The organism is Streptomyces sp. NPDC032745, from assembly GCF_055579465.1.
This window is the reverse complement of record NZ_JBVING010000011.1, coordinates 63,382-85,684: the sequence shown is the minus strand read 5'-3', so window position 1 is coordinate 85,684 and position 22,303 is coordinate 63,382. Positions and strand designations below refer to the sequence as shown.

Sequence of the window (22,303 nt, the reverse complement as noted above, 5' to 3'; positions counted from 1 at the left end):
GTCGAAGTCGATGGAGACGGCCTTCACCAGGCTGGTCGGTGTGGAGCACCCGATCGTGCAGACGGGCATGGGCTGGGTGGCGGGCCCCCGGCTGGTCTCGGGCGCCGCCAACGCGGGCGCCCTGGGCATCCTGGCCTCGGCGACGATGACCGTGGACGAGCTGCGTGCGGCGGTCCGCGAGGTCAGGTCCCGTACGGACGCCCCGTTCGGGGTCAATCTCCGCGCGGACGCGGGGGACGCCGCGGAACGCGTCCGGCTGATCATCGACGAGGGCGTACGGGTCGCCTCGTTCGCGCTCGCCCCGTCGAAGGAGCTGATCGGCCGGCTCAAGGACGCGGGTGTGGTGGTGATCCCGTCGATCGGGGCCCGGCGGCACGCCGAGAAGGTCGCGGCGTGGGGGGCGGACGCGGTGATCGTGCAGGGCGGCGAGGGCGGCGGGCACACCGGGGACGTGGCCACGACGGTGCTGCTGCCCCAGGTGGTCGACGCGGTGGACATCCCGGTGGTCGCGGCGGGCGGCTTCCACGACGGCCGCGGGCTGGTCGCCGCGCTGTCGTACGGGGCCGCGGGCATCGCCATGGGCACCCGCTTCCTGCTGACCTCGGACTCCACCGTCCCGGACGCGGTCAAGGCCCGGTACCTGGCGGCAGGCGTCAGGGACGTCACCGTGACGACGGCCGTGGACGGTCTGCCGCACCGCATGCTGCGTACCGAGCTGGTCGCGTCCCTCGAGCGTGCGGGCCGTACCCGCGCCCTGGCCCGGGCGGTCCGGCACGCCGCCGCCTTCCGCAGGCTCTCCGGGCTGTCCTGGCCGCAGATGGTGCGCGACGGCCTCGCGATGAAACACGGCAAGGACCTGTCCTGGAGCCAGGTCCTGCTCGCCGCCAACACCCCCATGCTCCTCAAGGCGTCCATGGTCGAGGGCCGTACGGACCTCGGCGTCATGGCATCGGGCCAGGTCGCGGGGGTGATCGAGGATCTGCCGTCCTGCGCGGAGCTCGTCGCCCGCGTCATGGCCGAGGCACACACCGTGCTGGCGCGGCTGGAACGCCTGCACGAGGAACATCCGCACCCGCACCACCCGAACCCGAACCCGCACCCGCACCCGCACCCGCTCGACGCCCTGCCACCACCAGGGTGATCCCCCTTCTCCTCCTCAGGAGTCGCCACCGATGAGCCGTGCCCGAATCCGCCTGGTGACCGCGGTGCTCGCTTCCGCTCTCGCCGTCGCCGCCCTGCCCGCCGCCTCCGCCGCGTACGCCGCGCCGGCGGCGGGCGACACCACCGCAGGCCGGTACCACCAGCAGGCGGAAACGATTCGCCAGATCCCCCTCCAGGGCGCGGTCAACGTCCGCGACCTGGGCGGCTACCGCACCTGGACCGGCGGCCAGGTCCGCCAGGGCCTGGTCTACCGCTCCGACGCCCTCAGCAAGCTGACGCAAGGAGACGTCACCACCGTCTCCGGTCTCGGCCTGGGGAAGGTCGTGGATTTCCGCATCCCCATGGAGCTCCAGTACGACGGCGCCGACCGGCTGCCCGCCGGGCTCACCGCCACCTCCCGCCCCGTCAGCGACCTCGGCCTGTACGGGACGCTCGTCGGCGCGATCTCCAGCGGCGATCCCGCCACGCAGGAGCAGATGCTCGGAGGCGGCCGCGCCGAGGCCTACATGCGCGACATCTACCGCACCTTCGTGACCAGCCCCGAGAACCGGGCGCAGTTCGCGGCGACGCTGCGCGAGATCGCGGACGGCGGCCAGGGCCCCCTCCTGTACCACTGCACCTCGGGCAAGGACCGGACGGGCTGGATGAGTTACGTCCTGCTGCGCGCCCTGGCCGTCCCCGAGGAGACGGCCGAGCGCGACTACCTCGCGTCGAACACGTTCCGCGCCGCGTACGACGCTCAGGTGCGGGCGGGCCTGAAGCAGTCCGGGCGGATGCAGAACCCGGACCTGCTGATCCCGCTCCAGGAGGTCCGCCAGGACTACCTGGACGCGGCGACCGCGCAACTGGCCGCGGACTACGGCGGCTTCTACGGCTACCTCACGGACGGCCTCGGCCTGGACCTGCGCACGCTCGCGAAGCTCCAGACCAGGCTGGTGCGGTAGTACGGCAGCCCGGACGGCAGAACGCCGGGCAGCGCACCTCGCGCTGCCCGGCGTACCGGAATGCCTGTCAGAACCTCAGGGCGTCGGGACCCCGGGGCGTCAGCTCGCACGCCCCGCCGCGGGACGCCCGCCGCCCGAGCGGCGACGCGCACCGGCCGGAGCACCGCCGGAGCGGGCGCCGCCCTGGCCGCCGCCACCCTGACCGCGGGCGCCGCCCTGGCCGCCGCCCTGGCCGCGGGCGCCGGTCTGGCCGCCGCCCTGGCCTGCGCCGGAGCGGGCCCGACGCGGACGGCCCTCGCCGCCGCCGGCCGGCGTGGCGCCGCCCTGCGCGGCGGAGGAACCGCCGGAGCGACGGCGCGGGCTGGCGGAACGGCCGCTGCCGCCGCCCTGGCCGCCGGAGCGTCGGCCCGCCGGGGCCGGCTGCTGCGGCACCTCGAGCACCACGGGGATGCCCGAGGGCTCCTTGGCGCCGGTGAGCCGGGAGAGCTCCTCGTCGGAGGACTTGATCTGCGCGGTGCGCGGGGAGATCCCGGCGTCCGACATCAGACGGGACATGTCCCGCTTCTGGTCGGGCAGCACCAGGGTGACCACGCTGCCGGACTCGCCGGCGCGGGCGGTACGGCCGCCGCGGTGCAGGTAGTCCTTGTGGTCGGTCGGCGGGTCGATGTTGACGACCAGGTCGAGGTCGTCGATGTGGATGCCGCGGGCGGCCACGTTGGTGGCGATCAGCGCGGTGACCTCGCCCGTCTTGAACCAGTCCAGGGTCCGGTTGCGCTGCGGCTGGGAGCGGCCGCCGTGCAGGCCGGAGGCGCGGACGCCGTCCGCCAGGAGCTTCTTGACCATGCGGTCGACACCGCGCTTGGTGTCCACGAACATGATCACCCGGCCGTCGCGAGCGGCTATGCGCGTCGCCACGGCCTTCTTGTCGGTCTCGTCCATGACGTACAGGACGTGGTGCTCCATCGTGCTGACCGCACCGGCGGACGGGTCGACGGAGAAGGCGACCGGGTCGTGCAGGAACATCTTGACGAGCTTGTCGATGTTCTTGTCGAGGGTCGCCGAGAACAGCATGGTCTGGCCCTCGGGCTGGACCTGCTTGAGCAGCGCGGTGACCTGCGGCATGAAGCCCATGTCGGTCATCTGGTCGGCCTCGTCGAGGACGGTGATCGCGACCTGGGAGAGGTCGGCGTCACCGCGGTCGATGAGGTCCTTCAGGCGGCCGGGGGTGGCGACGAGCACCTCGGCGCCGCGGCGGAGGGCCCCGGACTGCCGGTTGATCGACATGCCGCCGACGACGGTCGTGATCCGCAGGTTGACGGCCGTGGCGTACGGGGCCATCGCGTCGGTCACCTGCTGCGCGAGCTCACGGGTCGGTACGAGGACCAGCGCGAGCGGCTGCTTCGGCTGGGCGCGGCGGCCGGCGGTACGGGCCAGCAGCGCCAGGCCGAAGGCCAGCGTCTTGCCGGAGCCGGTACGGCCGCGGCCGAGCAGGTCACGGCCGGCGAGCGAGTTCGGCAGCGTCGCGGCCTGGATCGGGAACGGCTCGGTGACGCCCTGGGCGGCGAGGGTCTTCAGCAGCGCCTCGGGCATGCCCATGTCCTCGAACGCGGCGACCGGCTCCAGGGCCGGGGTCAGCGGTTCGGGCATGGTGAATTCCTGGGGCCGGGCGACGGGGGCGGACTTCTGCCGTCCCGCGCCAGCCTTCGGACGTCCCTGTGCCGCACCTCGACCCCGGGTGGGGCGGCGGCTGGGTCGTGCGGAGCTGGAGCTGGTCATGCGAGAAAGCCCTCCTGAAACCGGCAGGTAAAACAAAGGTCGAGACAGCAGACAAGCCGGGGCCCGCACCTCGCGGTGCGGACCCCGGCATGCTGAAGTACTTAGTTGGCGGGGAGGATGTTCTCCGCCTGGGGGCCCTTCTGGCCCTGGGTGACGTCGAAGGACACGCGCTGGCCCTCCTGGAGCTCACGGAAGCCCTGGGTGGCGATGTTCGAGTAGTGGGCGAACACGTCCGGACCGCCACCGTCCTGCTCGATGAAGCCGAAGCCCTTTTCCGAGTTGAACCACTTCACGGTGCCAAGTGCCATTTTAAATCTCCTGAATAGGCGGCAAAGGGCCCCATCCGGAGAGTCCGGCAAAACAATAAAAGCGCCTGAGGAACATTCCCGTCAGGCGCACATAAAGTTCATGGGTACCACAACTGCAACGCTGCTAAAGCTAGCACACCTCGGCGCGGGCGTCCCAGCCCCTTCCACGTGCGACCTGCGCGGGGACCGGGGCGGAGCCCCCGGTCACGGCGCCGGGGCCGGGCGGCTACAGCCTCTCGATGATGGTGACGTTGGCCTGGCCGCCGCCCTCGCACATGGTCTGCAGCCCGTAGCGGCCCCCCGTCCGCTCCAGCTCGTGGAGCAGCGTGGTCATCAGTTTCACTCCCGTGGCACCCAACGGATGGCCCAGTGCGATGGCCCCGCCGTTGACGTTCACCCGTTCGGGGTCGGCGCCGGTCTCCTTCAGCCAGGCCAGGACGACCGGGGCGAACGCCTCGTTGATCTCCACCAGGTCGATGTCGTCCAGCGACATTCCGGTCTTCTTCAGTGCGTACGCCGTCGCCGGGATCGGCGCCGACAGCATGCGGATCGGGTCCTCGCCGCGTACGGACAGGTGGTGGATGCGGGCCCGCGGCCGCAGGCCGTGTTCGGCGACGGCCCGCTCGGAGGCGATCAGCATCGCCGCCGCGCCGTCCGAGACCTGCGAGGAGACCGCCGCCGTGATCGTGCCGCCCTCGGCCACCGGACGCAGGCCCGCCATCTTCTCCAGGGTGGTGTCCCGGCGGGGGCCCTCGTCGGCCCGGACGTCCCCGTACGCGACGGTCTCGCGCTCGAAACGGCCCTCGTCGATCGCGCGCAGGGCCCGCCGGTGGGACCGCAGCGCGAACTCCTCCATGTCGCGGCGCGTGATGCCCCACTTCTGCGCGATCAGCTCCGCGCCGTGGAACTGGTTCACCGGGGCGTCCCCGTACCGGGCCCGCCAGCCCTCGCTGCCCGCGTACGGGCCCTCCGTGAGGCCGAGCGGTTCCGCCGCCTGCCGGGACGCGAAGGCGATCGGGATCATCGACATGTTCTGGGTCCCGCCGGCGACGACCAGGTCCTGGGTCCCGGAGAGCACGCCCTGCGCCGCGAAGTGGACGGCCTGCTGCGAGGAGCCGCACTGGCGGTCCACCGTGACGCCCGGCACCTCCTGCGGCAGCCCCGCCGCCAGCCATGCCGTGCGCGCGATGTCCCCGGCCTGCGGGCCCACCGTGTCCAGGCAGCCGAAGACCACGTCCTCGACGGCGCCCGGGTCCACCCCCGACCGCTCGACCAGCGCCTTCAGGACGTGCGCGCCGAGGTCGGCCGGGTGGACCGCGGACAGGCCGCCTCCCCGCCGCCCCACGGGGGTGCGTACGGCTTCGACTATGTAGGCCTCGGGCATCGGGACTCCTCGGATCGGGTTACGTGCGCACGGCGATCCCGTCCAGCACCATCGAGAGGTACTGGCGGGCGATCTCCTCGGGGCTGTGCTGTCCTCCCGGCCGGTACCAGGACGCCGCCACCCACACCGTGTCGCGGACGAAGCGGTAGGTGAGGCGGATGTCGAGGTCGGCCCGGAAGACCTTGGCGGCGACCCCGCGCTCCAGCGTCCCCAGCCAGGCCTTCTCGAACTTCTGCTGCGAGTCGGAGAGGTAGTGGAAGCGGGGCTGCGCGGACAGGGCGCGGGACTCCTTCTGGTAGATCGCGACGGCGGCGCGGTGCCGGTCGATCTCCCGGAAGGACTCGGTGACGAGGGCCTCGATGGTCTCCCGGGGGCCGAGGCCGGCGGCGAGGACGGTGTCGTAGCCCTGCCACAGCTCGTTCAGGAAGGCCGAGAGGATCTCGTCGAGCATCGATTCCTTGGAATCGAAGTGGTAGTAGAGGCTGCCGGCGAGCATGCCGGCGGCGTCGGCGATCTTGCGGACGGTGGTGGCGTTGTAGCCCTGCGCGGCGAACACCTCGGCGGCGGTGTCGAGGAGCTCGCGACGGCGCTCGGGCGTGGCTGTCACCTGTGGCTTCTTCTTGGGTGTCGGCCGGGTCGGCTGGTTCGTCGAATGGTTCGTCGGCTGGTTCGTTGGCACGCGCCCATTCTCGGCCTACGCGTGCTGGCTGCTGACCGAGACGGTCTCGCCGGTCATGTACGACGAGTAGCCGCTGGCCAGGAACACGATGACGTTGGCGACCTCCCACGGCTCGGCGTAGCGGCCGAAGGCCTCGCGGGCCGTCAGCTCGCGCAGCAGTTCCTCGCTGGTGACCTTCGCCAGGTGCGGGTGCATGGCCAGGCTCGGGGCGACCGCGTTGATCCGTACGCCGAACTCGGCCGCCTCCAGTGCCGCGCAGCGGGTCAGCGCCATGACGCCGGCCTTGGCGGCGGCGTAGTGGGCCTGGCCGGTCTGGGCGCGCCAGCCGACGACGGAGGCGTTGTTGACGATGACCCCTCCCCGCCTGGAGGCCTTCAGCGAGCGCAGGGCGGCGCGGGTGCAGCGGAAGGTGCCGTTCAGGGTGACGTCGAGGACCTTGCCCCACTGTTCGTCCGTCATGTCGACGAGGGCGGCGGTGCCGCCGAGGCCGGCGTTGTTGACGACGACGTCCAGGCGGCCGTGGGTCTGCTCGGCGAGCGTGAACAGGGCCCGGACCTGGTCCTCGTCGGTGACGTCGCACGGGAGGGAGGTGACGCGGCCGGCGCCGAACTCGGTCGCGAGGGCGTCCTCGGTCTCCTTCAGGCGGCGGGCGTGCGCGTCGCCGATGACGATGCGCGCGCCCTCCTCCAGGAAGCGGCGGGCGGTGGCCCCGCCGATCCCGGCCCCGGCGGCGGCGGTGATGACGGCGGTGCGGCCCTGGAGCAGCCCGTGACCCGGCACGTAGTCGGGGGTGTTGGGGGTGTTCAGGCTCATGGCCGTACGTTAACCTACCAAACACTTGTTAGGGAACACTGTTGGGGGAACAGCCGATGGACCTGACCCATGCACCGGAGGTGGCGGCCTTCCGGGCCGAGGCGCGCGCCTGGCTCGCCGGCCACGTCCCGGACTCCCCCCTCCCCTCCCTGGAGACGGCGGAGGGCTTCGCCGCGCACCGGGAGTGGGAGGCGCAGCTGCACGCGGACCGCTGGTCGGCGGTGTCCTGGCCCGAGGAGTACGGCGGCCGGGGCGTGGACATCGAGCGGTGGCTGGTCTTCGAGGAGGAGTACTGGGCGGCGGGCGCGCCCGGCCGGGTCTCCCAGAACGGCATCAGCCTCCTCGCGCCGACCCTCTTCGACCACGGGAGCGCCGAGCAGCGGGCGCGGGTGCTGCCGCCGATGGCGAGCGGCGAGGTGATCTGGGCACAGGCCTGGTCGGAGCCGGAGTCGGGCTCCGACCTGGCCTCGCTGACGTCGCGGGCCGTGCGCACCGGGGGCGGCTGGCTGCTGTCCGGGCAGAAGACCTGGTCCTCGCGGGCGGCGTTCGCGGACCGGGCTTTCGGCATCTTCCGTACGGACCCGGAGGCTTTGAAACCGCACCAGGGGCTGACGTACCTGATGTTCGACCTGCGGGCGCCGGGGGTGACGGTGCGGCCCATCGGCCGGCTGGACGGCAAGCCGGCCTTCGCGGAGCTCTTCCTCGACGAGGTCTTCGTACCGGACGCGGACGTGATCGGGGAGCCGGGGCAGGGCTGGCGGATCGCGATGTCGACGACGGGCAACGAGCGCGGGCTGACGCTGCGTTCACCGGGGCGCTTCCTCGCGGCGGCGGACCGGCTGGCCGGGCTGTGGCGGGCGGCCGGGGATCCGGCGGACACCGCGCTGCGGGACCGGGTGGCGGACGCGGTGGTGGGGGCGAGGGCGTACGAGCTGTTCACGTGGGCCGCGGCGTCGCGGTTCGCGGCGGGCGAGCGCATCGGCGCCGAGTCCAGCCTGAACAAGGTGTTCTGGTCGGAGTACGACATCGCGCTGCACGAGACGGCGCTGGACCTGCTGGGTGCGGACGCGGAGCTGGCGGAGGGCGCGTGGGCGGAGCCCTGGATCTTCTCGCTGGCCGGGCCGATCTACGCGGGGACGAACGAGATCCAGCGCGACATCATCGCCGAGCGCCTGCTCGGCCTCCCGAAGGGCCGCCGCTGATGCGCTTCCTGCCGACCACGCAGCAGTCGGACTTCGCCCGTACGCTGCACGGCCTGCTCGGCGCCTCGGACGTGCCGGCGGCCGTACGGGCCTGGGGCGCCGGGGACCACGGGCCGGGGCGGGCACTGTGGTCCCGGCTCGCGGGGACGGGCCTGTTCGCGCTGGCGGCGGACGAGGCGTATGAGGGAGTGGGGCTGCTGCCGGTGGAGCTGGCCCTCGGCTTCGTGGAGCTGGGCCGGGCCGGGATGCCGGGCCCGGTGGTGGAGACGGCTGCGGCGGCCGTGCTCCTGTCGGCGCTCGGGGAAGCCGGGGAGGAGGGGCCGGCGAAACGCTTCCTGCCGGGGCTGGTGGCGGGCGGGGCCCTGGCCACGCTGACTCTGCCGGGCGGGGGGCCGTACGTACTGGACGCGGACGCGGCGACGTACTGCTTCACGGTGTCGGCGGCGGGCGAGCTCCGGATGGCGGGTGGCGGCGAGGCCGGGGTCGGCGGACTGCTGAGGTCCACGGACCCGGCGCGCCGGCTGTCCCGGCCGGCGGCGGAGGGCGAGCTGCTGGCCGCCGGCCCCCGGGTGCTGGCGGCGGCGGGGACGGCCCTCGGCTGGGCTCGGCTGCTCACGGCGGCGCAGTGCCTGGGGGTGGGCGAGGCCCTGCTGGCCCGCACGGTGCAGTACGCGAAGCAGCGCACGCAGTTCGCCGCGCCGATCGGCGGCTTCCAGGCGGTGAAGCACCGGCTGGCGGACACGCTGCTGGCCCTCGAGTTCGCGCGGCCGCTGGTGTGGGCGGCGGCGCTGAGCGGTCTCGGGGAAGTGGGGCACGCCCCCGCGCCGCCCGGGACGGCACCTCGCCGCGTTGTCGCGGCACCCGAGTACGCCCAGTACGGGGGCGCCGCTCCGCCTTGCGATCCACCGCACCGCACGACGCGGAAACGCACCCCACTTCCCCGAGACCGCTTCGGCCTGGCGCCCTGGGAGGTCGCGGCGGCGAAGCTGGCCGCGGGCGAGGCGGCGTACGCGGCGGCCATGACGGCGCTGCAGCTCCACGGGGCCGTCGGCTATACGGAGGAGCTCGACCTCTCCCTGTGGCTGCGCAAGGCGCGGCCGCTGCGCGATGCATGGGGCTCACCGTCGGTGTGCCGGGCGGCGGTGCTTCGGGAACGAGAACGGCAGCGAGAGCGGTAGTACGTCGCGAGAGCGGTGCTCACACGGGCGACCGCGTCTCACACGCGGGCCACGCTGAGGGTGACGACGTAGCGCTCCTCGACCGTCCCGTCGGGGAACAGCGGGGTCAGCCGGGCCCGCTCCGCGTCGAGGAACTCCCGGGTGCCGTCGGGGCCGAGCATCAGGAACGCGGAGTGGCTGGCGTGGTTGGCGAGGTGGACGTCGAGCGGGATCCGGCGCGACCAGCGCACTTCGCGGGTGGTGAACGCCGGCTCGGCCGGCAGCCCGCGGAAGGTGACCCCGTCGGCGTCGAACAGGGCCCGGATCCGCTCGTCCTGCTCGGCGATCCAGGGGACGGCGGTGTCCATGTCGTTCCACCAGAGCGCGAGCGCGCCGCCGGGGCGCAGCACGCGGCGGGCCTCGGGGACGGAGCGGGCGGGGTCGGTCCAGTGCCAGGCCTGGGCGTACGTGAGGAGGTCGAACCCGGCGGTGACGAGCGGCAGCCGGTCGCCGTCGCCGCGCACGAGCGGGATCCGGGGGTTCGCGCGCCGGAACTCGGCGGCCATGCCGTCACCCGGCTCGACGGCGACGACGTCCGCCCCGCGGGCGTGCAGCAGCCTGGTGGCGATCCCGGTCCCGGCCCCCACGTCGGCCACCCTGGCCCCCCGCAGCCCGCGCCCGGCCAGCGCCTCGATGGCGTCGAACAGCTCCCCGGGATACCCGGGCCGGTTCGCCGAGTACAGCGGGGCGGCGGTATCGAAGGACCGGGCACGGGTGCGGGGCGGCATGGACGTCATACCGCCATTGTTTTCGATCTCCGACCGCCGGGCCAGGCCTTCCCCGGACCGGCAGCCGAGGGTGATCGTCTCCACGCCCGGTTCCGGTTCAGGCGCGACGGCGGCGGAGGGAGTACCGGATCAGGATCAGCGTCTGGACGGCCAGGAGGATCGCGGCCCCGGTTCCGGCCGTGGGGAGGGCGTCCGGCGAGGCCCAGGCCCGGCTGCCCAGCTCGGCGATGCCGACCGCGGCCAGCGCGACCAGGAAGCGGGGCACGAACTCGGCCTCGGTGCCGTGCAGTACGCCCGAGCCGACGACGAACACGGCCAGCAGCACCGGGATCCAGGGTGCGTCCGGCTCGCGCAGCAGCAGCGCGGCGCCGAACTCCACGGCCAGGACGAGCACGTTGCGGAGCAACATCGACATGAGCACATCATGCCGTGGGATATCCCCGTGCACGCCCGCCGGGTTCTGGTCTAAGATCCACCGCAAGGGCGGGGTCGTAGCACAGAGGTAGTGCGCCTACACAACATGGAGGAGGACGCCGGTTCGAATCCGGCCGCCCCGCCCCCCTGTCCCGTGGCCCCCAGCCAGGCCGCGGCGGACGCCAGTGCCGCGCCTGCGGCCGGCAGCGGCAGGCCCAGGAATCCGTGGAAGACCCCCGGATACAGGTGGACCGCACAGTCCACCCCCGCCGCGCCCAGCCTGCGCGCGTACGCCAGCCCCTCGTCCCGCAGCAGGTCGCAGTCGGCCAGCACCAGCAGCGTGCGCGGGAGTCCCGACAGGTCACCGGCCCGCAGCGGCGAGACGTGCGGATGCGCGGGGTCGCCGCCGTACTGCTCCCAGTACCAGGCCATGTGGGCCGCGGTGTGGAAGTGCCCTTCCCCGTACGGCGACACCGACGCCGATGCCATCTCCGCGTCCAGCGGCGGATAGACCAGCAGCTGGCCCGCCACCAGCCCGGGCGCCCGCAGCGCGGTCACCGCCGCCAGGTTGCCCCCGCTGGAGTCCCCCGCCACCACCACCCGGCCCGGATCGCAGCCCAGCGCGACCGCCTGCGCCCTCGCCCACAGCAGTACCGTCAGCGCGTCGTCCGGCGCCGCCGGCCAGGGGTGTTCCGGGGCGAGGCGGTAGTCGGCCGAGACCACCACCGCGCCCGAGCCCGCGGCCAGCGACCGGCACACCGCGTCGTGGCTGTCGAGCCCGCACATCACCCAGCCGCCGCCGTGGAACCAGACCACCAGAGGGCGGCCCGCCGAGCCCGGCGCGGGGTCGTAGATGCGGACCGGGACGCCCGAGGCGTCGCCGTCCCGGACCGAGGCCACCTCCGGGCCCGTCGACCGGCCGCCCGCGGCCGCCGACCGCAGGGCCGTCACGTCCCCCGGCCCCGGGAACGCCGCCGCCATCGCCCCGCACAGCGCGCGGGCCGCGGGGGAAAGGGAGTCGCCCGTCGCACCGCCGCCCGTCGCACCGCTACCCGTCGGACCACCGCCCGTCGCACCGCCGCCCACAAGGCCACCGCTCATCGCGCCGTCATCCCCCCGTCCACCGCGAACTCCGTGCCCGTGACGTACGAGGACGCGTCCGAGCAGAGGAACAGCACCAGCTCCGCCACCTCCTCCGGCCGCCCCATCCGCCCCAGCGGCACGTGCGACCAGTCCTGCCCGGAGACCGCGGAGATCATCGGCGTGTCGATCGCCCCCGGATGCACCGAGTTGACCCGGATCCGGTCCCCCGCCAGGTCCAGCGCCGCCGACCGGGTCAGCCCGCGCAGCCCGAACTTGCTCGCCCCGTACGCCGCGTGGCCCGGGATCCCGACCAGCCCGGCCGTCGAGGAGATGTTCACGATCGAGCCGCCCCCGGCCGCCCGCAGCACCGGCGCCACCGCCCGGATCCCCAGGAACGGCCCCAGCAGGTTCACCCGCAGCAGCGCCTCGAACTCCTCGGGCCGCTGCCGCTCCACGTGGGCGGTGCGCCACACCGCCGCGTTGTTGACCAGCGCCGAGACCGTGCCGAAGGCGCCCACGGCCTCCCGTACGACCTCCGCCCAGCTGTCCGCCTCGGCCACGTCGTGCCGTACGAACAGCCCCCGGTCCCCCAGCGAGGACGCGACCGCCCGGCCCTCCTCCTCCCGTACGTCCGTGACGACCACCCGCGCGCCGGCCTCCGCGCACAGCCGGGCCTCCGCCGCGCCCTGCCCGCGTCCGGCGCCCGTGACGACGACGACCTTCCCGTCCAGCGAGATCACCCGTCAGCCCTCCCATGTCACTAATAGGAATACTTCTAGCAGGCATATCCGAAGGGAGGAAGGGGTGCCGCGGAGACCGGTCGTAGACTGCGGTGCGTGGCAGACGAGACGAACAGGCAGCCGCTCCCGGCGACCAGTTGGGCGGTGCTCGGGCTGCTCTCCTTCGGAGAGGAGCTCTCCGGCTACGACCTGAAGAAGTGGTCGGACCGGTCGCTGCGCTTCTTCTACTGGAGCCCCTCCTTCAGCCAGATCTACAGCGAGCTCAAGCGCCTGGAGAAGGCCGGGTACGCATCCTCCCGGCTGGTCGCCCAGGAGACCGGCACCCGCGACAAGCGCGTGTACCGGATCACCGCCGAGGGCATGGCGGCCGTACGGGCATGGGCCCGCGAGGCCCCGGTCGACCCGCCCGTCCTCAAGCACGGGCCGATGCTGCGGCTGTGGCTGGGCCACCTGCTGGAGCCCGGACAGATGCGCGAGGTCCTGCTGCATCACCAGGAGTTCACGGAGCAGATGCGGCTGCGGGCGGTCGCCGACGGGGAAAGCGCGAAGGACGAGCCCGCCTGGGCCTACCCGGCGCTCACCCTCAAGTGGGCCGAGCGCTACCACGCCTCCGAGCGGGACCTCGCGGCCGCCGTGCTCGAGGACATCGCGGCGCTGGAGCCCGGCGACATGGCGGCGGAGCCCGGCGAGGTCGCGGAGCCCGGAGACATCGCGGCGCCGGGCGACATCGCGGCGCCGGCGGACGAGCGCGCGTAGCCGCGGGTGCGCCGGGGCCCGCTGCCGCACGCCGGGGCTGCGCCGCCGCGGGCTGACGTACCCTCGGGCGCATGACGGGCAGCGCGATCGACCTCCGCAAGATGGAAGCGACCGCTCCGGCGCTCGTGAGCCTCTACAAGAGCGCGGGGGTCTCGCTGCGCAAGCACGGCCTGGAGGGCGGGCGCGCCTCGGTGTACCTGGTCCTGGACTACTCGGGGTCGATGCGCCCGTACTACCGGGACGGCACCGTGCAGGCGCTCGCCGACCGGGTGCTGGGCCTTTCCGCGCACCTCGACGACGACGGCCGCGTGCCGGTGGTGTTCTTCTCCACCGAGGTCGACGCGGTGGAGGAGATCCCGCTCGCCGGGCACCAGGGGCGGATCGCGGAGATCGCCTCCCGCCTGGGCCACATGGGCAAGACGGCGTACCACGCGGCGATGGACGCGGTGATCGACCACTATCTGGATTCGGGGTCGGTGAAACCCGCTCTGGTCGTCTTCCAGACGGACGGCGGACCGGTCAACAGGTCGGCGGCGGAGAAGTACCTGTGCAAGGCGGCCCGGCTGCCGCTGTTCTGGCAGTTCGTCGGCTTCGGCCAGACGCGCAGCACGCAGTTCGACTTCCTGCGCCGGCTGGACGAACTGCCCGTGCCGGCCCGGCGGGTGGTGGACAACGCGGGCTATTTCCACGCGGGGCCGGACCCGCGCGAGGTGCCGGACCCGGTGCTGTTCGACCGGCTGGTCATGGAGTTCCCGTCCTGGCTGGCGTCGGCCCGCGCGGCCGGCATCGTACGCAGCTGACCGGCGCACCGCGTGCTCGTGCGCGCCTGAGCGGCGACTGTCACTGCCAGGCGCTTTGATGGACGCATGACGACGAACAACTGGGCAGCGTTCGAGAAACAGGAACCGGAATTCGCGGCGGCCGTCCAGGCACGCTTCGCGCAGTACCCGCACCACGTCCTCGGCACGCTCCGCAAGGACGGCTCCCCGCGGCTGGCCGGGCTGAACGTCGACATCCGCGGCGGCGAGCTGTGGCTCGGCATGATGCCGGGCTCGATGAAGGCCAAGGACCTGCAGCGCGACCCGCGCTTCGCGCTGCACACCAATCCCGGCGAGGGCGAGACGATGCCGGACGGGGACGTACGGGTCTCCGGGCGCGCGATCGAGCTCGTGGACCCGCCCGAGCTGCACCGGTACGCGGAGGAGACGGACACCCCGCACCCGTTCCACCTCTTCCACGCGGACCTGACGGAGGTGGTGCACATCGGCGTCGAGGGCGACGACCTGGTGGTGCGCTCGTGGACCCCGGGGCACGGTCTGCGCACCATCCGCCGGGGCAACGACGACGAGCCGCCGCGCGAGGATCCGGCTAGCTGAGGAGCAGCGGCTCGGCCTGTGCAGGACCGGCGAGAACGCCGGGGTCGATGTCGATCCAGCTGCGGTCGATGTTGATCGTCACCCCGTCGTACGTGTCCTCGTGGTCGCCGCGGTACTGGTGGGCGCGGCGCCGGCCGGCCCACTGGTGCGTACCGGCGGGCAGGCCCACGTCGGCGTCGGAGACCGAGGCCTTGGCGTTCCAGGAGGCGATCCACAGCACGTCGGGCATGGCCCACGGGGCCTGGTCGTGGTGGGCGCTGAGCGCCTTGGCCCCGGAGCTCGCCGCGACGTAGGCGGCCGCGCGGTAGCCGAGCTCGTGCAGCCGGACCGTCCAGGCGGTGAGGTAGGCGACGACCGGGGGGTCCCAGGTGGTGCGGTCCGTGTAGTTCTCGAGGTCGTTGTAGAGCACCGTGCCGTCGGCCAGACCCAGCGCCCGGGCCGCCTGGGCGGCGCCGTCGGCGGCTTCCCGGCCCTGCTCGTCGGCCTCGGAGGGGTCGGTGGACAGGCCGGTGCTGGAGCTGTGCCAGGGCTGCGGGCCGACCCAGAGCGGCATCAGGTGCCAGCCCGCCTCGGCCTGCTTGCGGACCCAGTCGGCGGTGAGCTGCGGCTGGGCGCAGGCCCGGGCCGGGCCGCCGATGTAGATGCCGACGGCCCCGAAGGGGGATGCGGACCGCCAGCCGTCCATGGCGCGCTGGGTCGGTGCGGTGCAGGCGTCGAAGCCGGCTCCGGTGAAGGGCGCCTGGGCGGTGACGGCCTTGGGGCCGGTGACGGCCGATGCCGGTTCGGCCGGGGTGCCGTGGGCCCCCGGGGCGGCGCCGTCTTCGGTAGGGGCCCGCGCGAGCAGCTCTCGTACGGCGTCGGGCGCTTCCCCGTACGAGAGGGTGGCCATCACCCCGGACCTGCGCAGGGCGTAGCGCACCTCGTGGCTGTCCCCCTCCGCCTCGGGGATCCCGCCGGACCCCTCGACCCGCAGGGTCGGGATGTCGGCCCGCGCCGGGGCCCCGTCGAGCGGCTCCAGATGCAGGGTGTCGGCCCGGCTCCGAACGGCCCGCCCGCTGCATTCGGCCTGGGTGCCGGCGTGCCCGAGGTACAGGGTCGGCAGATCCAGCCGCAGACAGGCGCCGGGATTCCGCTCGAGGTCGACGACCCGCCAGTCGGCCGGGAGGGTGACGCGCAGACCGTGGTAGTCGACGGTCCGGCCGTCGGCGCCGGTGGCGGAGGGCTGGACGGAGACCAGCAGGGCGGCGCCGAGCAGGCCGCTCAGCAGGGTTCGGATGGGGGCCATGACCCAGATGGGTACCAGACGGCGGGGCCCCTCAACTTTCCGGAGAGGCCCCGCAGATGCTCCGTCCGGCCCAGGACCCGGCCGGTCCTCACGGCCCGGCCGGGTCGGTCGCGAGGACCCGTCCCTTCCCTCCGTGCGCCCGGCGCCCGGCGGGAGCGTTCCCCGCCCTCACGCATCGGGTCACCCGCACGAGCGAATCGGGTTCGGCCCCGTCGATCGGTACGCCGCCGGCCCGGGAAGCCGCGCCCGCCGGTCTCACCACCCCGTCTGCGCCGACCGCCCGGTGGAAATCGACTCCTTCAGCACGTGGTCCAGTTCGGTGGCCCGTACGCCGAGCAGGCGCTCGGTGCCGGAGGGCGCGTCGAGGCCGACGACCCGCCCGGACGGCACGCTCACGATGCAGTCGCTCAGCGCCTCTTTGCGGCTGTACCGCTTGCCCAGCCCGCGGGCTTCCAATATGGGGCGGACATGTCTCGTCTTCGATGTGCGGGTCCGTGCCGGTCCGGGCGCGGAAAGTGCTCAGGAACAGGGAGGAAGCACGCCTCAACCTGGGCGCGAGCAGAGCGGATTGGATGCTCTGGGCCATAACCCTGCGCGATGCCCTCGGGGTGCCCCAGGATGTGCGTGTCGGGTGCGAGGGGGGACCGCGGGCGGTCCCGGAGCCATGGGGGGCGTGGCGGACATGGCAGTACAACTCATCTCCATGACGCTGGAGGACGGCGGCGACGAGACCGCCGTCGTGTTCGAGGTCGACGGGGCATTGGCGGGATCCGACCTGGATCTCGCGGCAGGCGACGGACTGGTGGGGCGGGCCCGCATCTCGGTGCAGGACGCCCTGGACCAGGTGAAGCCCACGCTGGCGAGGGTCGCCCGGACGGTACGCGAACTGGGCCCGGACGAGGCCGAGATCGAGTTCGGGCTGAAGATGGGCGGCGAGACCGGCGTCATCGTCGCGAAGGGCACGGCAGAGGTGAACTTCGCCGTCCGACTCGTCTGGCACCGCGCCTGAACCGGATGGGCGCGCGGCGCGAGGGGTTCGTCGTCAAGCTGCGCCAGGGCACGTCCGACGTACCCGTCGGGGTCGGCTTCGTCGTGGGCGACAAGCACATCGTGACCTGCGCACACGTCGTCAACGTGGCCCTGGGCAGGCCGAAGGGCTCCACCGAGCGGCCGGGTGAGGAGGCCCGCGTCCAGGTCGAGTTCGTCCTGCTCGGCGACGCCGAGGGAGCTCCCCTGCGCAACTGCCGGATCGTGGCCTGGGACCCCCCTCCGGGGGACGGGCGGCCCGGGCGCGACGTCGCGGGGCTCGTACTGGTGGGGGGCGACACCCTGCCGGTGGGAGCCGGGCCGGCCCGGCTCGTCGACCCCAGGAACGGCCTGGCGCAGACCACCGAGGTGTCCGTCTTCGGCTACCCGGGGAATCCGCCGCGGAAGGCCAACGGCGCCTGGAGCAGCTGCGTCCTGCGGGGCGCCGTCGGCGGCGGCCTGGTCCAGCTCGACACGTCCGGCGAGTCCGCGCTGCGCACCCAGCCGGGGTACAGCGGCACCGCCGCCATCGCCTCCGACCGCTGGGGGGACGCGGTGATCGGCATGCTGGCCGTCGCGAGCCGGGGCGGCGAGCACGAAGACGCGTACGCCGTACCCATGTCGGAAATGGCATCGGCCTGGCCCGAGGTCCTGGAACGCAGCGTGCTGGCCCCGTGCCCCTACCGGGGGTTGCAGGCCTTCACCGCGGCCGATGCCCGGGCCGGCGTGTTCGTGGGCCGCGAAAGGGAGATCGAACGCCTCCGGGCGATGCTCCAGAACCAGCCCTGCGTCGTGGTGGCCGGCCCCTCGGGAGTCGGCAAGTCCTCCCTGGTGGGGGCCGGCCTTCAGCCGGCGCTGACCGCCGACGGCTGGACCGTGGCGAGCTTCCGGCCCGGATACACCCCGTACGACTCGGTGGCCCGTGCACTGCTGGACCTGGAGAACCCGGACGCCGACCACACCCTGGAACGGCTGGAGCGCAGGGCGCGCAGCCTCAGGGAGGAGGGGTTCTGGCCGGTCGCCACCCGGATCGCGCTGCTCACCGGCCGCCGGCTCACCCTCATCGGCGACCAGTTCGAAGAGGTGCTCAGCAACGGCGGCCCCGCCCTGCGGCAGGAGTTCCTGGAGCGGATGCTTCCCGAACCGGACACCATGGGCGACTCCCCGGTACGGCTCGTCTGCACCTTGCGGTCCGACTTCCTGCCGGACCTGCTGGATCTGCCCGCCATCGGCCCGCGCATCCAGGACCGCCAGCTCAACGTCTCCCCGCTGGACGAGGCCGCGCTGACCCGGGTGATCGTCGAACCGGCCGCCGCGGCCGGGGTCGTCTACAGCCAGGGCGTCGCCGAGGCCATCGCCGCCGAGGCGGCCAAGGCCCCGGGCAGCCTCCCGCTGCTCGAGTTCGCCCTGACCGAGCTCTGGCCCATGCAGCAGGAGCGGAAGATCACCTTCGACGGGTACCACGCCCTCGGCGGGGTCGCGGGCGCGCTCAACCGGCACGCCGAGAACGCCTTCCGGTTCCTGGCCCGGCGACTGGACGAGGCCCGGATCCGGCGGGTGCTGCTGTCGATGGTGCGGGCCCGCGGCGGGGCGAGCAGCGCGGTCCGGGTGACCGCCCTGCGGGCCCATCTGGGCCGGGACTGGCAGGTCGCCCGGCTCCTGGCGCAGCCCGACCAGCGACTGGTCGTACTCGGGACGACCGGACCGGGAACGGCGGAGATCGCCCACGAGGCGCTGATCAGGGAATGGACCAGGCTCGCCGACTGGGTCGACGCCGATGCCGACTTCCAGCAGTGGCTCGCTGTCATGGAGGAGCGGGCCGCGGACGGAGACCTGCTCTCCGCCGCCCGGGTGTCGGAGGCGGAACACTGGCGGAGCGAGCGCAGCACCGACGTCCCCGCGGTGGTGTCCGAGTTCGTCGAGCGCAGCGCGGCGGCCATCCTCGTCCAGCAGCGCAACGAGGTCCTGCTGACCAAGTCGCAGGCCCTGACCGAGCAGTTGCGCGAACGCTCCACGATGCTGGAGAACCGCCAAGCCGCGCTCCAGGCCGCCAACCGGCAGTTGGAGGAGCAGGCGGCGCAGCTGGCCCACGAGAACGACGCGATGGAGGTCCAGTACGCCCGGACCGAAGAGGCACGGCAGACCCTGCAGGAGCACAACGAGGTGCTGGCCCTGTCGATCAGGCAGAAGAGCGAGTTCCTGGCGAACATGTCCCACGAGCTGCGCACTCCGCTGAGTTCCCTGCAGCTCCTGGCTCAAGAGCTCGCCGACAACGCCGACCGGACGCTCACCCCGAAGCAGGTCGAGTACGCCCGGGCCATCCACGGGGCGGGCCGCGACCTCCTCTCCCTGCTGGACGACATCCTCGACCTCTCCGACGCGGAGACGGGCCGCATGGAGATCGTCCCCGTCCCGGTTCCGCTGCTCCAGGTCGCCGACCATCTCGATGCCGCGTTCTCACCCCTGGCGGAGGGCAAGGGACTGGACCTGTCCGTCCGGGTGGCGCCGGAGCTGCCGGCGACCCTGCACGCGGACGAGCAGCGTCTGCTCCAGATCCTGCGGAGCCTGCTCGCCAACGCCGTGAAGTTCACCGAGCACGGCGAGATACGGCTCGACATCCGGCCCGCCGGCCGGGACGTGCCGCCGTCGGTCCACGGACGGCTCGCCGACATGAAGGCGGCGGAGTTGATCGCCTTCTCGGTCAGCGACACGGGGATCGGGATCTCCGACGGAAGGCTGAAGGTCATCTTCGAGGCGTTCGAGCATGCCGGCGACCTGACCGGGAAGCGGTACGTCGGAGCCGGACTCGGGCTGTCCATCAGCCGGGAGATCGCCCGGCTGATGGAGGGCGAGATCCATGTGGCCAGTGAACGCGGACTCGGGTCCGTGTTCACCCTCTACCTACCGCTCGTTCCCGGCGGGCCGGTGCCCCAGCCGGAGCCGTGGGAGCTGTCCGGGCCTCAGGAACACTCACATGGCGCCGCGTCCGCCACGGCCTACGGCTTCTCCGGGCAGAAGGTGCTGATCGTGGACGACGACGTCCGGGTGGCCTTCGCCCTCACCACCGACTTCGAGCGCCACGGCCTGGAAGTCCTGTGGGCGGAACGCGTACCGCAGGCGATCACCGCGATCACCGCCGACCCGGACGTCGCGCTGGTGCTGCTGCGCCTGCCCAGTCAGGGAATGAGCGGCGGCTCCCCGGCGGCCTCGGTCATCGCCCAGCTGGCCGGCCCGTCCCAGCGCCCCGTCATCACCCTCGCCCGCAAGGCGACCGTCCTGGGCCGTGAGAAGGCCCTGGCCGCGGGCGCCTCCGACTACGCCGCCCAGTCCCTCGACGGCGAACACCTCCTCCCGCTCATCCACCACTGGCTCCGCCCGGACCGGGACGGGCCGTGATGCGTCCGGCCCGGCGGTTCGACCGGCGCCGCCGCATAGCGTGGGGAGGAGGGGCGGACGTGATGGTCATGCCGACCGGATGCCAACAGACTTCACGGCCTGGATGAACGGAGCCCACGCGGCGGCCGGGAACAGCAGCACCGGGCCTATGCCGGGGAGGTCGTCGGACATCTCTACGCAGCCGGCGCTCTCAAAGTTGCCGTACGAGGACGTCTGCCAGGACAGACCGTTCACGTCTGTGCACATTTCGCGTACTCCTCCGCCGCCGACTCGATACGGGCCAGAGACACCTCCGGCGACAGCGCTGCCGCCCTGGTGAGGTCGAATCGCTTCCAGTGACGGCGGACCAGATCCGCATCGTCGTACAGCTGCCCCACACAAGGCCCCTCCGCGTAGGCCACGTCGGGCGAGTCGGCGAACTGCATGATGCTCACCAGCGAGCCCAGAACTCCTTGAGCCCCGGCCGAGAACGGCACTACCTGCACGGTGATGCGGTGGCCGCGGACGTGCGAGGCGATGTGCCGCAGCTGGTCAGCCATCACAGCAGGACCTCCGATCACCGTCCGCAGCACCGTCTCGTGCAGGATCACCCACAGCTGAGGACTCACCGGATCTTCGAGCAGCCGAGCACGCTCCAGGCGGAACGCGCACAGGCCGTCGATGTATTCGGCGAGTGCGGTGGGATTGCCGCCCCGCATGACAGCCCGGGCATACCCCTCCGTCTGAAGCAGCCCGGGAACCAGCGTGGCAGCGTAGTCGTAGATGGCCGTCGCAACGCGCTCCAGCTGGACGACGACGGCAAAGTCCTCCATCTGCTTGGACCTGAACGCCCTCGACAGGCGGACGAAGTAGTCCCCGGTGTCGAACTCCTTGTCGATCAGCTCCGCAATCTCCGGTCGCAGCCGCCGTGTGCCGCACTCCATCTGACCGACGTACGCGCCGCTCGTGAAGATCCGCTCGCCAAGGCCGTCCTGGGTCAGCCCGGCCGCTTCCCGGTGGCGCCGCAGCTCCTCGCGGGCGAACTCCTCCGGTGTCTGCGCCCCGCTCAGATCCTTCTGCTTGGCCACGAGCCAACTCCCCGCTTCCGCAGTGCCCTTGCTCCGCGAAAAGCGTAGTCCCCACCAGGTCGGCGAAGCACCGGAACGGATTGATGCGGCTACACAACGCCACTGCGGCGGCGGCCGGGAAGAGGAAGGCCGCTGTCAGTGCCGCTGGTTAACGTGACCGGTGTCAGTCGGAACCGAAGACACCACGGGGGACCACATGAAGCAGGCACACGGGCGCGGCAAGGCCGCCGCGATCGGCACGCTGACCGCAGCACTCACGCTGACGCTCGCGGTCGGCACGGCCCAGGCCTCGGCGGGGGACGAGATCGTCGGCTACCCCGGGCCTGACGGGCTGATCTGGATCCCCGAGCAGGCCGGCTCCAGCGGCTTCGTCTCGGGCGGCCTCTCGCCCCGGCTGGACACGTTCATCACCTTCGGCTGCGCGGGCGGCGGCACCATAGAGGTCGCCTTCCACCTCGACAACCACCCGGACCGCGACCCGGCCCCCTTCACGGTCGACTGCCCCGAGAGCGACCCGGCGCGTGTCACCGTCCCCCCCGGCACCGGCCTCCAGGGCGGCTTCGGGGCCTGGGTGACGGCCTCGGCCCCGTCCACCCGCTGGGGCGCCACGGTCGTCCAGCCCGAGTAGCCCCGAACACGCCACCGCGCCCGCCATCCCTGGTCGGGGACATGGCGGGCGCGGTGTCAGAGTTCCGCACGCCGTTGTACGGACCGTATGAGGGGTCCTCCCCGCAGGGAGGGGACTTGCTGGGGCGCCGGCCGCGCACCGACGGCCGGAGGCCGGCGCAGCCGGGCGAAGCCCGGGAGGCCGCCTGCGGCCGAGCGGTGCGAGCACGGCGTCGAGGAACGGCTCCGCACGCCGTTGTACGGACCGTATGAGGGGTCCTCCCCGCAGGGAGGGGACTTGCTGGGGCGCCGGCCGCGCACCGACGGCCGGAGGCCGGCGCA

Annotated in this window: 22 protein-coding genes, 1 tRNA gene and 1 pseudogene; 11 read left to right on the top strand and 13 right to left on the bottom strand. The window is 73.0% G+C overall.

Features of this window, described 5'->3' with window-relative positions:
- The first annotated feature begins 10 nt into the window (after positions 1-10).
- On the top strand, positions 11-1,141 hold the full coding sequence (locus ACZ5WG_RS26765; protein WP_468726666.1) for an NAD(P)H-dependent flavin oxidoreductase: 1,131 nt from the start codon (positions 11-13) through the stop codon (positions 1,139-1,141).
- Between the two features lie 31 nt (positions 1,142-1,172).
- Positions 1,173-2,105: a tyrosine-protein phosphatase gene (locus tag ACZ5WG_RS26760; RefSeq protein WP_468726441.1), complete on the top strand. Its 933-nt coding sequence runs from the start codon at positions 1,173-1,175 to the stop codon at positions 2,103-2,105.
- A gap of 99 nt (positions 2,106-2,204) precedes the next feature.
- On the opposite strand, the gene ACZ5WG_RS26755 is transcribed toward ACZ5WG_RS26760, so the two are convergent.
- The 5 genes from ACZ5WG_RS26755 to ACZ5WG_RS26735 all read right to left on the bottom strand — a co-directional run bounded on the left by ACZ5WG_RS26755 (position 2,205) and on the right by ACZ5WG_RS26735 (position 7,065).
- Entirely contained in the window at positions 2,205-3,881 is a 1,677-nt protein-coding gene (locus tag ACZ5WG_RS26755) for a DEAD/DEAH box helicase (protein WP_468726440.1), read from the bottom strand.
- A gap of 101 nt (positions 3,882-3,982) precedes the next feature.
- Positions 3,983-4,189 (bottom strand): cold-shock protein, encoded by a 207-nt coding sequence (locus tag ACZ5WG_RS26750; protein WP_030707191.1) that lies wholly within the window; start codon positions 4,187-4,189, stop codon positions 3,983-3,985.
- Between the two features lie 226 nt (positions 4,190-4,415).
- Positions 4,416-5,573, bottom strand: a complete 1,158-nt coding sequence (locus ACZ5WG_RS26745) for an acetyl-CoA C-acetyltransferase (RefSeq protein WP_468726438.1) — start codon at positions 5,571-5,573, stop codon at positions 4,416-4,418.
- A 19-nt stretch (positions 5,574-5,592) separates the two neighbouring features.
- Positions 5,593-6,180: a TetR/AcrR family transcriptional regulator gene (locus tag ACZ5WG_RS26740; protein ID WP_468726437.1), complete on the bottom strand. Its 588-nt coding sequence runs from the start codon at positions 6,178-6,180 to the stop codon at positions 5,593-5,595.
- 87 nt (positions 6,181-6,267) lie between these two features.
- A complete protein-coding gene (locus ACZ5WG_RS26735; RefSeq protein ID WP_468726435.1) occupies positions 6,268-7,065 on the bottom strand; it encodes an SDR family oxidoreductase in 798 nt (265 codons plus the stop codon).
- A 56-nt stretch (positions 7,066-7,121) separates the two neighbouring features.
- On the opposite strand from ACZ5WG_RS26735, the gene ACZ5WG_RS26730 reads away from it, so the two are divergent.
- Positions 7,122-8,267, top strand: coding sequence for an acyl-CoA dehydrogenase family protein (locus ACZ5WG_RS26730; RefSeq protein ID WP_468726434.1), 1,146 nt, complete (start codon positions 7,122-7,124; stop codon positions 8,265-8,267).
- Complete coding sequence (locus ACZ5WG_RS26725) at positions 8,267-9,445, top strand: acyl-CoA dehydrogenase family protein (protein WP_468726433.1); 1,179 nt, start codon at positions 8,267-8,269, stop codon at positions 9,443-9,445. Before ACZ5WG_RS26730 ends, ACZ5WG_RS26725 begins: the two co-directional genes overlap by 1 nt.
- A gap of 38 nt (positions 9,446-9,483) precedes the next feature.
- Here the strand turns inward: ACZ5WG_RS26725 and ACZ5WG_RS26720 are convergent, their stop codons facing one another.
- Positions 9,484-10,221, bottom strand: a complete 738-nt coding sequence (locus tag ACZ5WG_RS26720) for a class I SAM-dependent methyltransferase (RefSeq protein WP_468726432.1) — start codon at positions 10,219-10,221, stop codon at positions 9,484-9,486.
- 88 nt (positions 10,222-10,309) lie between these two features.
- Positions 10,310-10,627, bottom strand: coding sequence for a hypothetical protein (locus ACZ5WG_RS26715; protein WP_266993938.1), 318 nt, complete (start codon positions 10,625-10,627; stop codon positions 10,310-10,312).
- A 68-nt stretch (positions 10,628-10,695) separates the two neighbouring features.
- Between ACZ5WG_RS26715 and ACZ5WG_RS26710 the strand changes: the two genes are divergently transcribed.
- Positions 10,696-10,770 (top strand) — tRNA-OTHER (locus tag ACZ5WG_RS26710).
- Between the two features lie 84 nt (positions 10,771-10,854).
- On the opposite strand, the pseudogene ACZ5WG_RS26705 reads toward ACZ5WG_RS26710, so the two are convergent.
- A pseudogene (locus ACZ5WG_RS26705) lies at positions 10,855-11,607 on the bottom strand (alpha/beta hydrolase); the annotation flags it as partial.
- 116 nt (positions 11,608-11,723) lie between these two features.
- On the bottom strand, positions 11,724-12,449 hold the full coding sequence (locus tag ACZ5WG_RS26700; RefSeq protein WP_468726430.1) for an SDR family NAD(P)-dependent oxidoreductase: 726 nt from the start codon (positions 12,447-12,449) through the stop codon (positions 11,724-11,726).
- Positions 12,450-12,545: 96 nt separating this feature from the next.
- Between ACZ5WG_RS26700 and ACZ5WG_RS26695 the strand changes: the two genes are divergently transcribed.
- From ACZ5WG_RS26695 to ACZ5WG_RS26685, 3 genes are all read left to right on the top strand, one after another.
- Positions 12,546-13,205: a PadR family transcriptional regulator gene (locus ACZ5WG_RS26695; protein ID WP_468726429.1), complete on the top strand. Its 660-nt coding sequence runs from the start codon at positions 12,546-12,548 to the stop codon at positions 13,203-13,205.
- A gap of 71 nt (positions 13,206-13,276) precedes the next feature.
- Positions 13,277-14,005, top strand: coding sequence for a VWA domain-containing protein (locus tag ACZ5WG_RS26690; RefSeq protein ID WP_468726428.1), 729 nt, complete (start codon positions 13,277-13,279; stop codon positions 14,003-14,005).
- 66 nt (positions 14,006-14,071) lie between these two features.
- Positions 14,072-14,581, top strand: a complete 510-nt coding sequence (locus ACZ5WG_RS26685; protein ID WP_468726427.1) for a pyridoxamine 5'-phosphate oxidase family protein — start codon at positions 14,072-14,074, stop codon at positions 14,579-14,581.
- On the opposite strand, the gene ACZ5WG_RS26680 is transcribed toward ACZ5WG_RS26685, so the two are convergent.
- Together ACZ5WG_RS26680 and ACZ5WG_RS26675 are read right to left on the bottom strand one after the other, a co-directional pair.
- Positions 14,574-15,866 (bottom strand): glycoside hydrolase domain-containing protein, encoded by a 1,293-nt coding sequence (locus ACZ5WG_RS26680; protein ID WP_468726425.1) that lies wholly within the window; start codon positions 15,864-15,866, stop codon positions 14,574-14,576. The two genes, ACZ5WG_RS26685 and ACZ5WG_RS26680, sit on opposite strands and share 8 nt — an antisense overlap.
- Positions 15,867-16,121: 255 nt before the next feature.
- Positions 16,122-16,262: a hypothetical protein gene (locus tag ACZ5WG_RS26675; protein ID WP_468726424.1), complete on the bottom strand. Its 141-nt coding sequence runs from the start codon at positions 16,260-16,262 to the stop codon at positions 16,122-16,124.
- A 286-nt stretch (positions 16,263-16,548) separates the two neighbouring features.
- On the opposite strand from ACZ5WG_RS26675, the gene ACZ5WG_RS26670 reads away from it, so the two are divergent.
- Positions 16,549-16,875, top strand: a complete 327-nt coding sequence (locus ACZ5WG_RS26670) for a CU044_2847 family protein (RefSeq protein WP_468726423.1) — start codon at positions 16,549-16,551, stop codon at positions 16,873-16,875.
- A gap of 5 nt (positions 16,876-16,880) precedes the next feature.
- A complete protein-coding gene (locus tag ACZ5WG_RS26665; protein ID WP_468726422.1) occupies positions 16,881-20,288 on the top strand; it encodes an nSTAND1 domain-containing NTPase in 3,408 nt (1,135 codons plus the stop codon).
- A 66-nt stretch (positions 20,289-20,354) separates the two neighbouring features.
- On the opposite strand, the gene ACZ5WG_RS26660 is transcribed toward ACZ5WG_RS26665, so the two are convergent.
- Both ACZ5WG_RS26660 and ACZ5WG_RS26655 read right to left on the bottom strand, forming a co-directional pair.
- A complete protein-coding gene (locus tag ACZ5WG_RS26660; RefSeq protein WP_468726421.1) occupies positions 20,355-20,534 on the bottom strand; it encodes a DUF397 domain-containing protein in 180 nt (59 codons plus the stop codon).
- Complete coding sequence (locus ACZ5WG_RS26655) at positions 20,519-21,355, bottom strand: helix-turn-helix domain-containing protein (protein WP_468726419.1); 837 nt, start codon at positions 21,353-21,355, stop codon at positions 20,519-20,521. The genes ACZ5WG_RS26660 and ACZ5WG_RS26655 overlap by 16 nt, the downstream gene beginning before the upstream one ends.
- A 196-nt stretch (positions 21,356-21,551) precedes the next feature.
- On the opposite strand from ACZ5WG_RS26655, the gene ACZ5WG_RS26650 reads away from it, so the two are divergent.
- Entirely contained in the window at positions 21,552-21,983 is a 432-nt protein-coding gene (locus ACZ5WG_RS26650) for a hypothetical protein (protein ID WP_468726418.1), read from the top strand.
- Positions 21,984-22,303 lie beyond the last annotated feature (320 nt).

Coding starts and splice junctions, on each gene's coding strand:
- ACZ5WG_RS26765 (WP_468726666.1), top strand. CDS start 11: ATGGAGACGGCCTTCACCAGGCTGGTCGGTGTGGAGCACCCGATCGTG.
- ACZ5WG_RS26760 (WP_468726441.1), top strand. CDS start 1,173: ATGAGCCGTGCCCGAATCCGCCTGGTGACCGCGGTGCTCGCTTCCGCT.
- ACZ5WG_RS26755 (WP_468726440.1), bottom strand. CDS start 3,881: ATGACCAGCTCCAGCTCCGCACGACCCAGCCGCCGCCCCACCCGGGGT.
- ACZ5WG_RS26750 (WP_030707191.1), bottom strand. CDS start 4,189: ATGGCACTTGGCACCGTGAAGTGGTTCAACTCGGAAAAGGGCTTCGGC.
- ACZ5WG_RS26745 (WP_468726438.1), bottom strand. CDS start 5,573: ATGCCCGAGGCCTACATAGTCGAAGCCGTACGCACCCCCGTGGGGCGG.
- ACZ5WG_RS26735 (WP_468726435.1), bottom strand. CDS start 7,065: ATGAGCCTGAACACCCCCAACACCCCCGACTACGTGCCGGGTCACGGG.
- ACZ5WG_RS26730 (WP_468726434.1), top strand. CDS start 7,122: ATGGACCTGACCCATGCACCGGAGGTGGCGGCCTTCCGGGCCGAGGCG.
- ACZ5WG_RS26725 (WP_468726433.1), top strand. CDS start 8,267: ATGCGCTTCCTGCCGACCACGCAGCAGTCGGACTTCGCCCGTACGCTG.
- ACZ5WG_RS26720 (WP_468726432.1), bottom strand. CDS start 10,221: ATGACGTCCATGCCGCCCCGCACCCGTGCCCGGTCCTTCGATACCGCC.
- ACZ5WG_RS26715 (WP_266993938.1), bottom strand. CDS start 10,627: ATGTCGATGTTGCTCCGCAACGTGCTCGTCCTGGCCGTGGAGTTCGGC.
- ACZ5WG_RS26690 (WP_468726428.1), top strand. CDS start 13,277: ATGACGGGCAGCGCGATCGACCTCCGCAAGATGGAAGCGACCGCTCCG.
- ACZ5WG_RS26685 (WP_468726427.1), top strand. CDS start 14,072: ATGACGACGAACAACTGGGCAGCGTTCGAGAAACAGGAACCGGAATTC.
- ACZ5WG_RS26680 (WP_468726425.1), bottom strand. CDS start 15,866: ATGGCCCCCATCCGAACCCTGCTGAGCGGCCTGCTCGGCGCCGCCCTG.
- ACZ5WG_RS26670 (WP_468726423.1), top strand. CDS start 16,549: ATGGCAGTACAACTCATCTCCATGACGCTGGAGGACGGCGGCGACGAG.
- ACZ5WG_RS26665 (WP_468726422.1), top strand. CDS start 16,881: ATGGGCGCGCGGCGCGAGGGGTTCGTCGTCAAGCTGCGCCAGGGCACG.
- ACZ5WG_RS26660 (WP_468726421.1), bottom strand. CDS start 20,534: ATGTGCACAGACGTGAACGGTCTGTCCTGGCAGACGTCCTCGTACGGC.
- ACZ5WG_RS26650 (WP_468726418.1), top strand. CDS start 21,552: ATGAAGCAGGCACACGGGCGCGGCAAGGCCGCCGCGATCGGCACGCTG.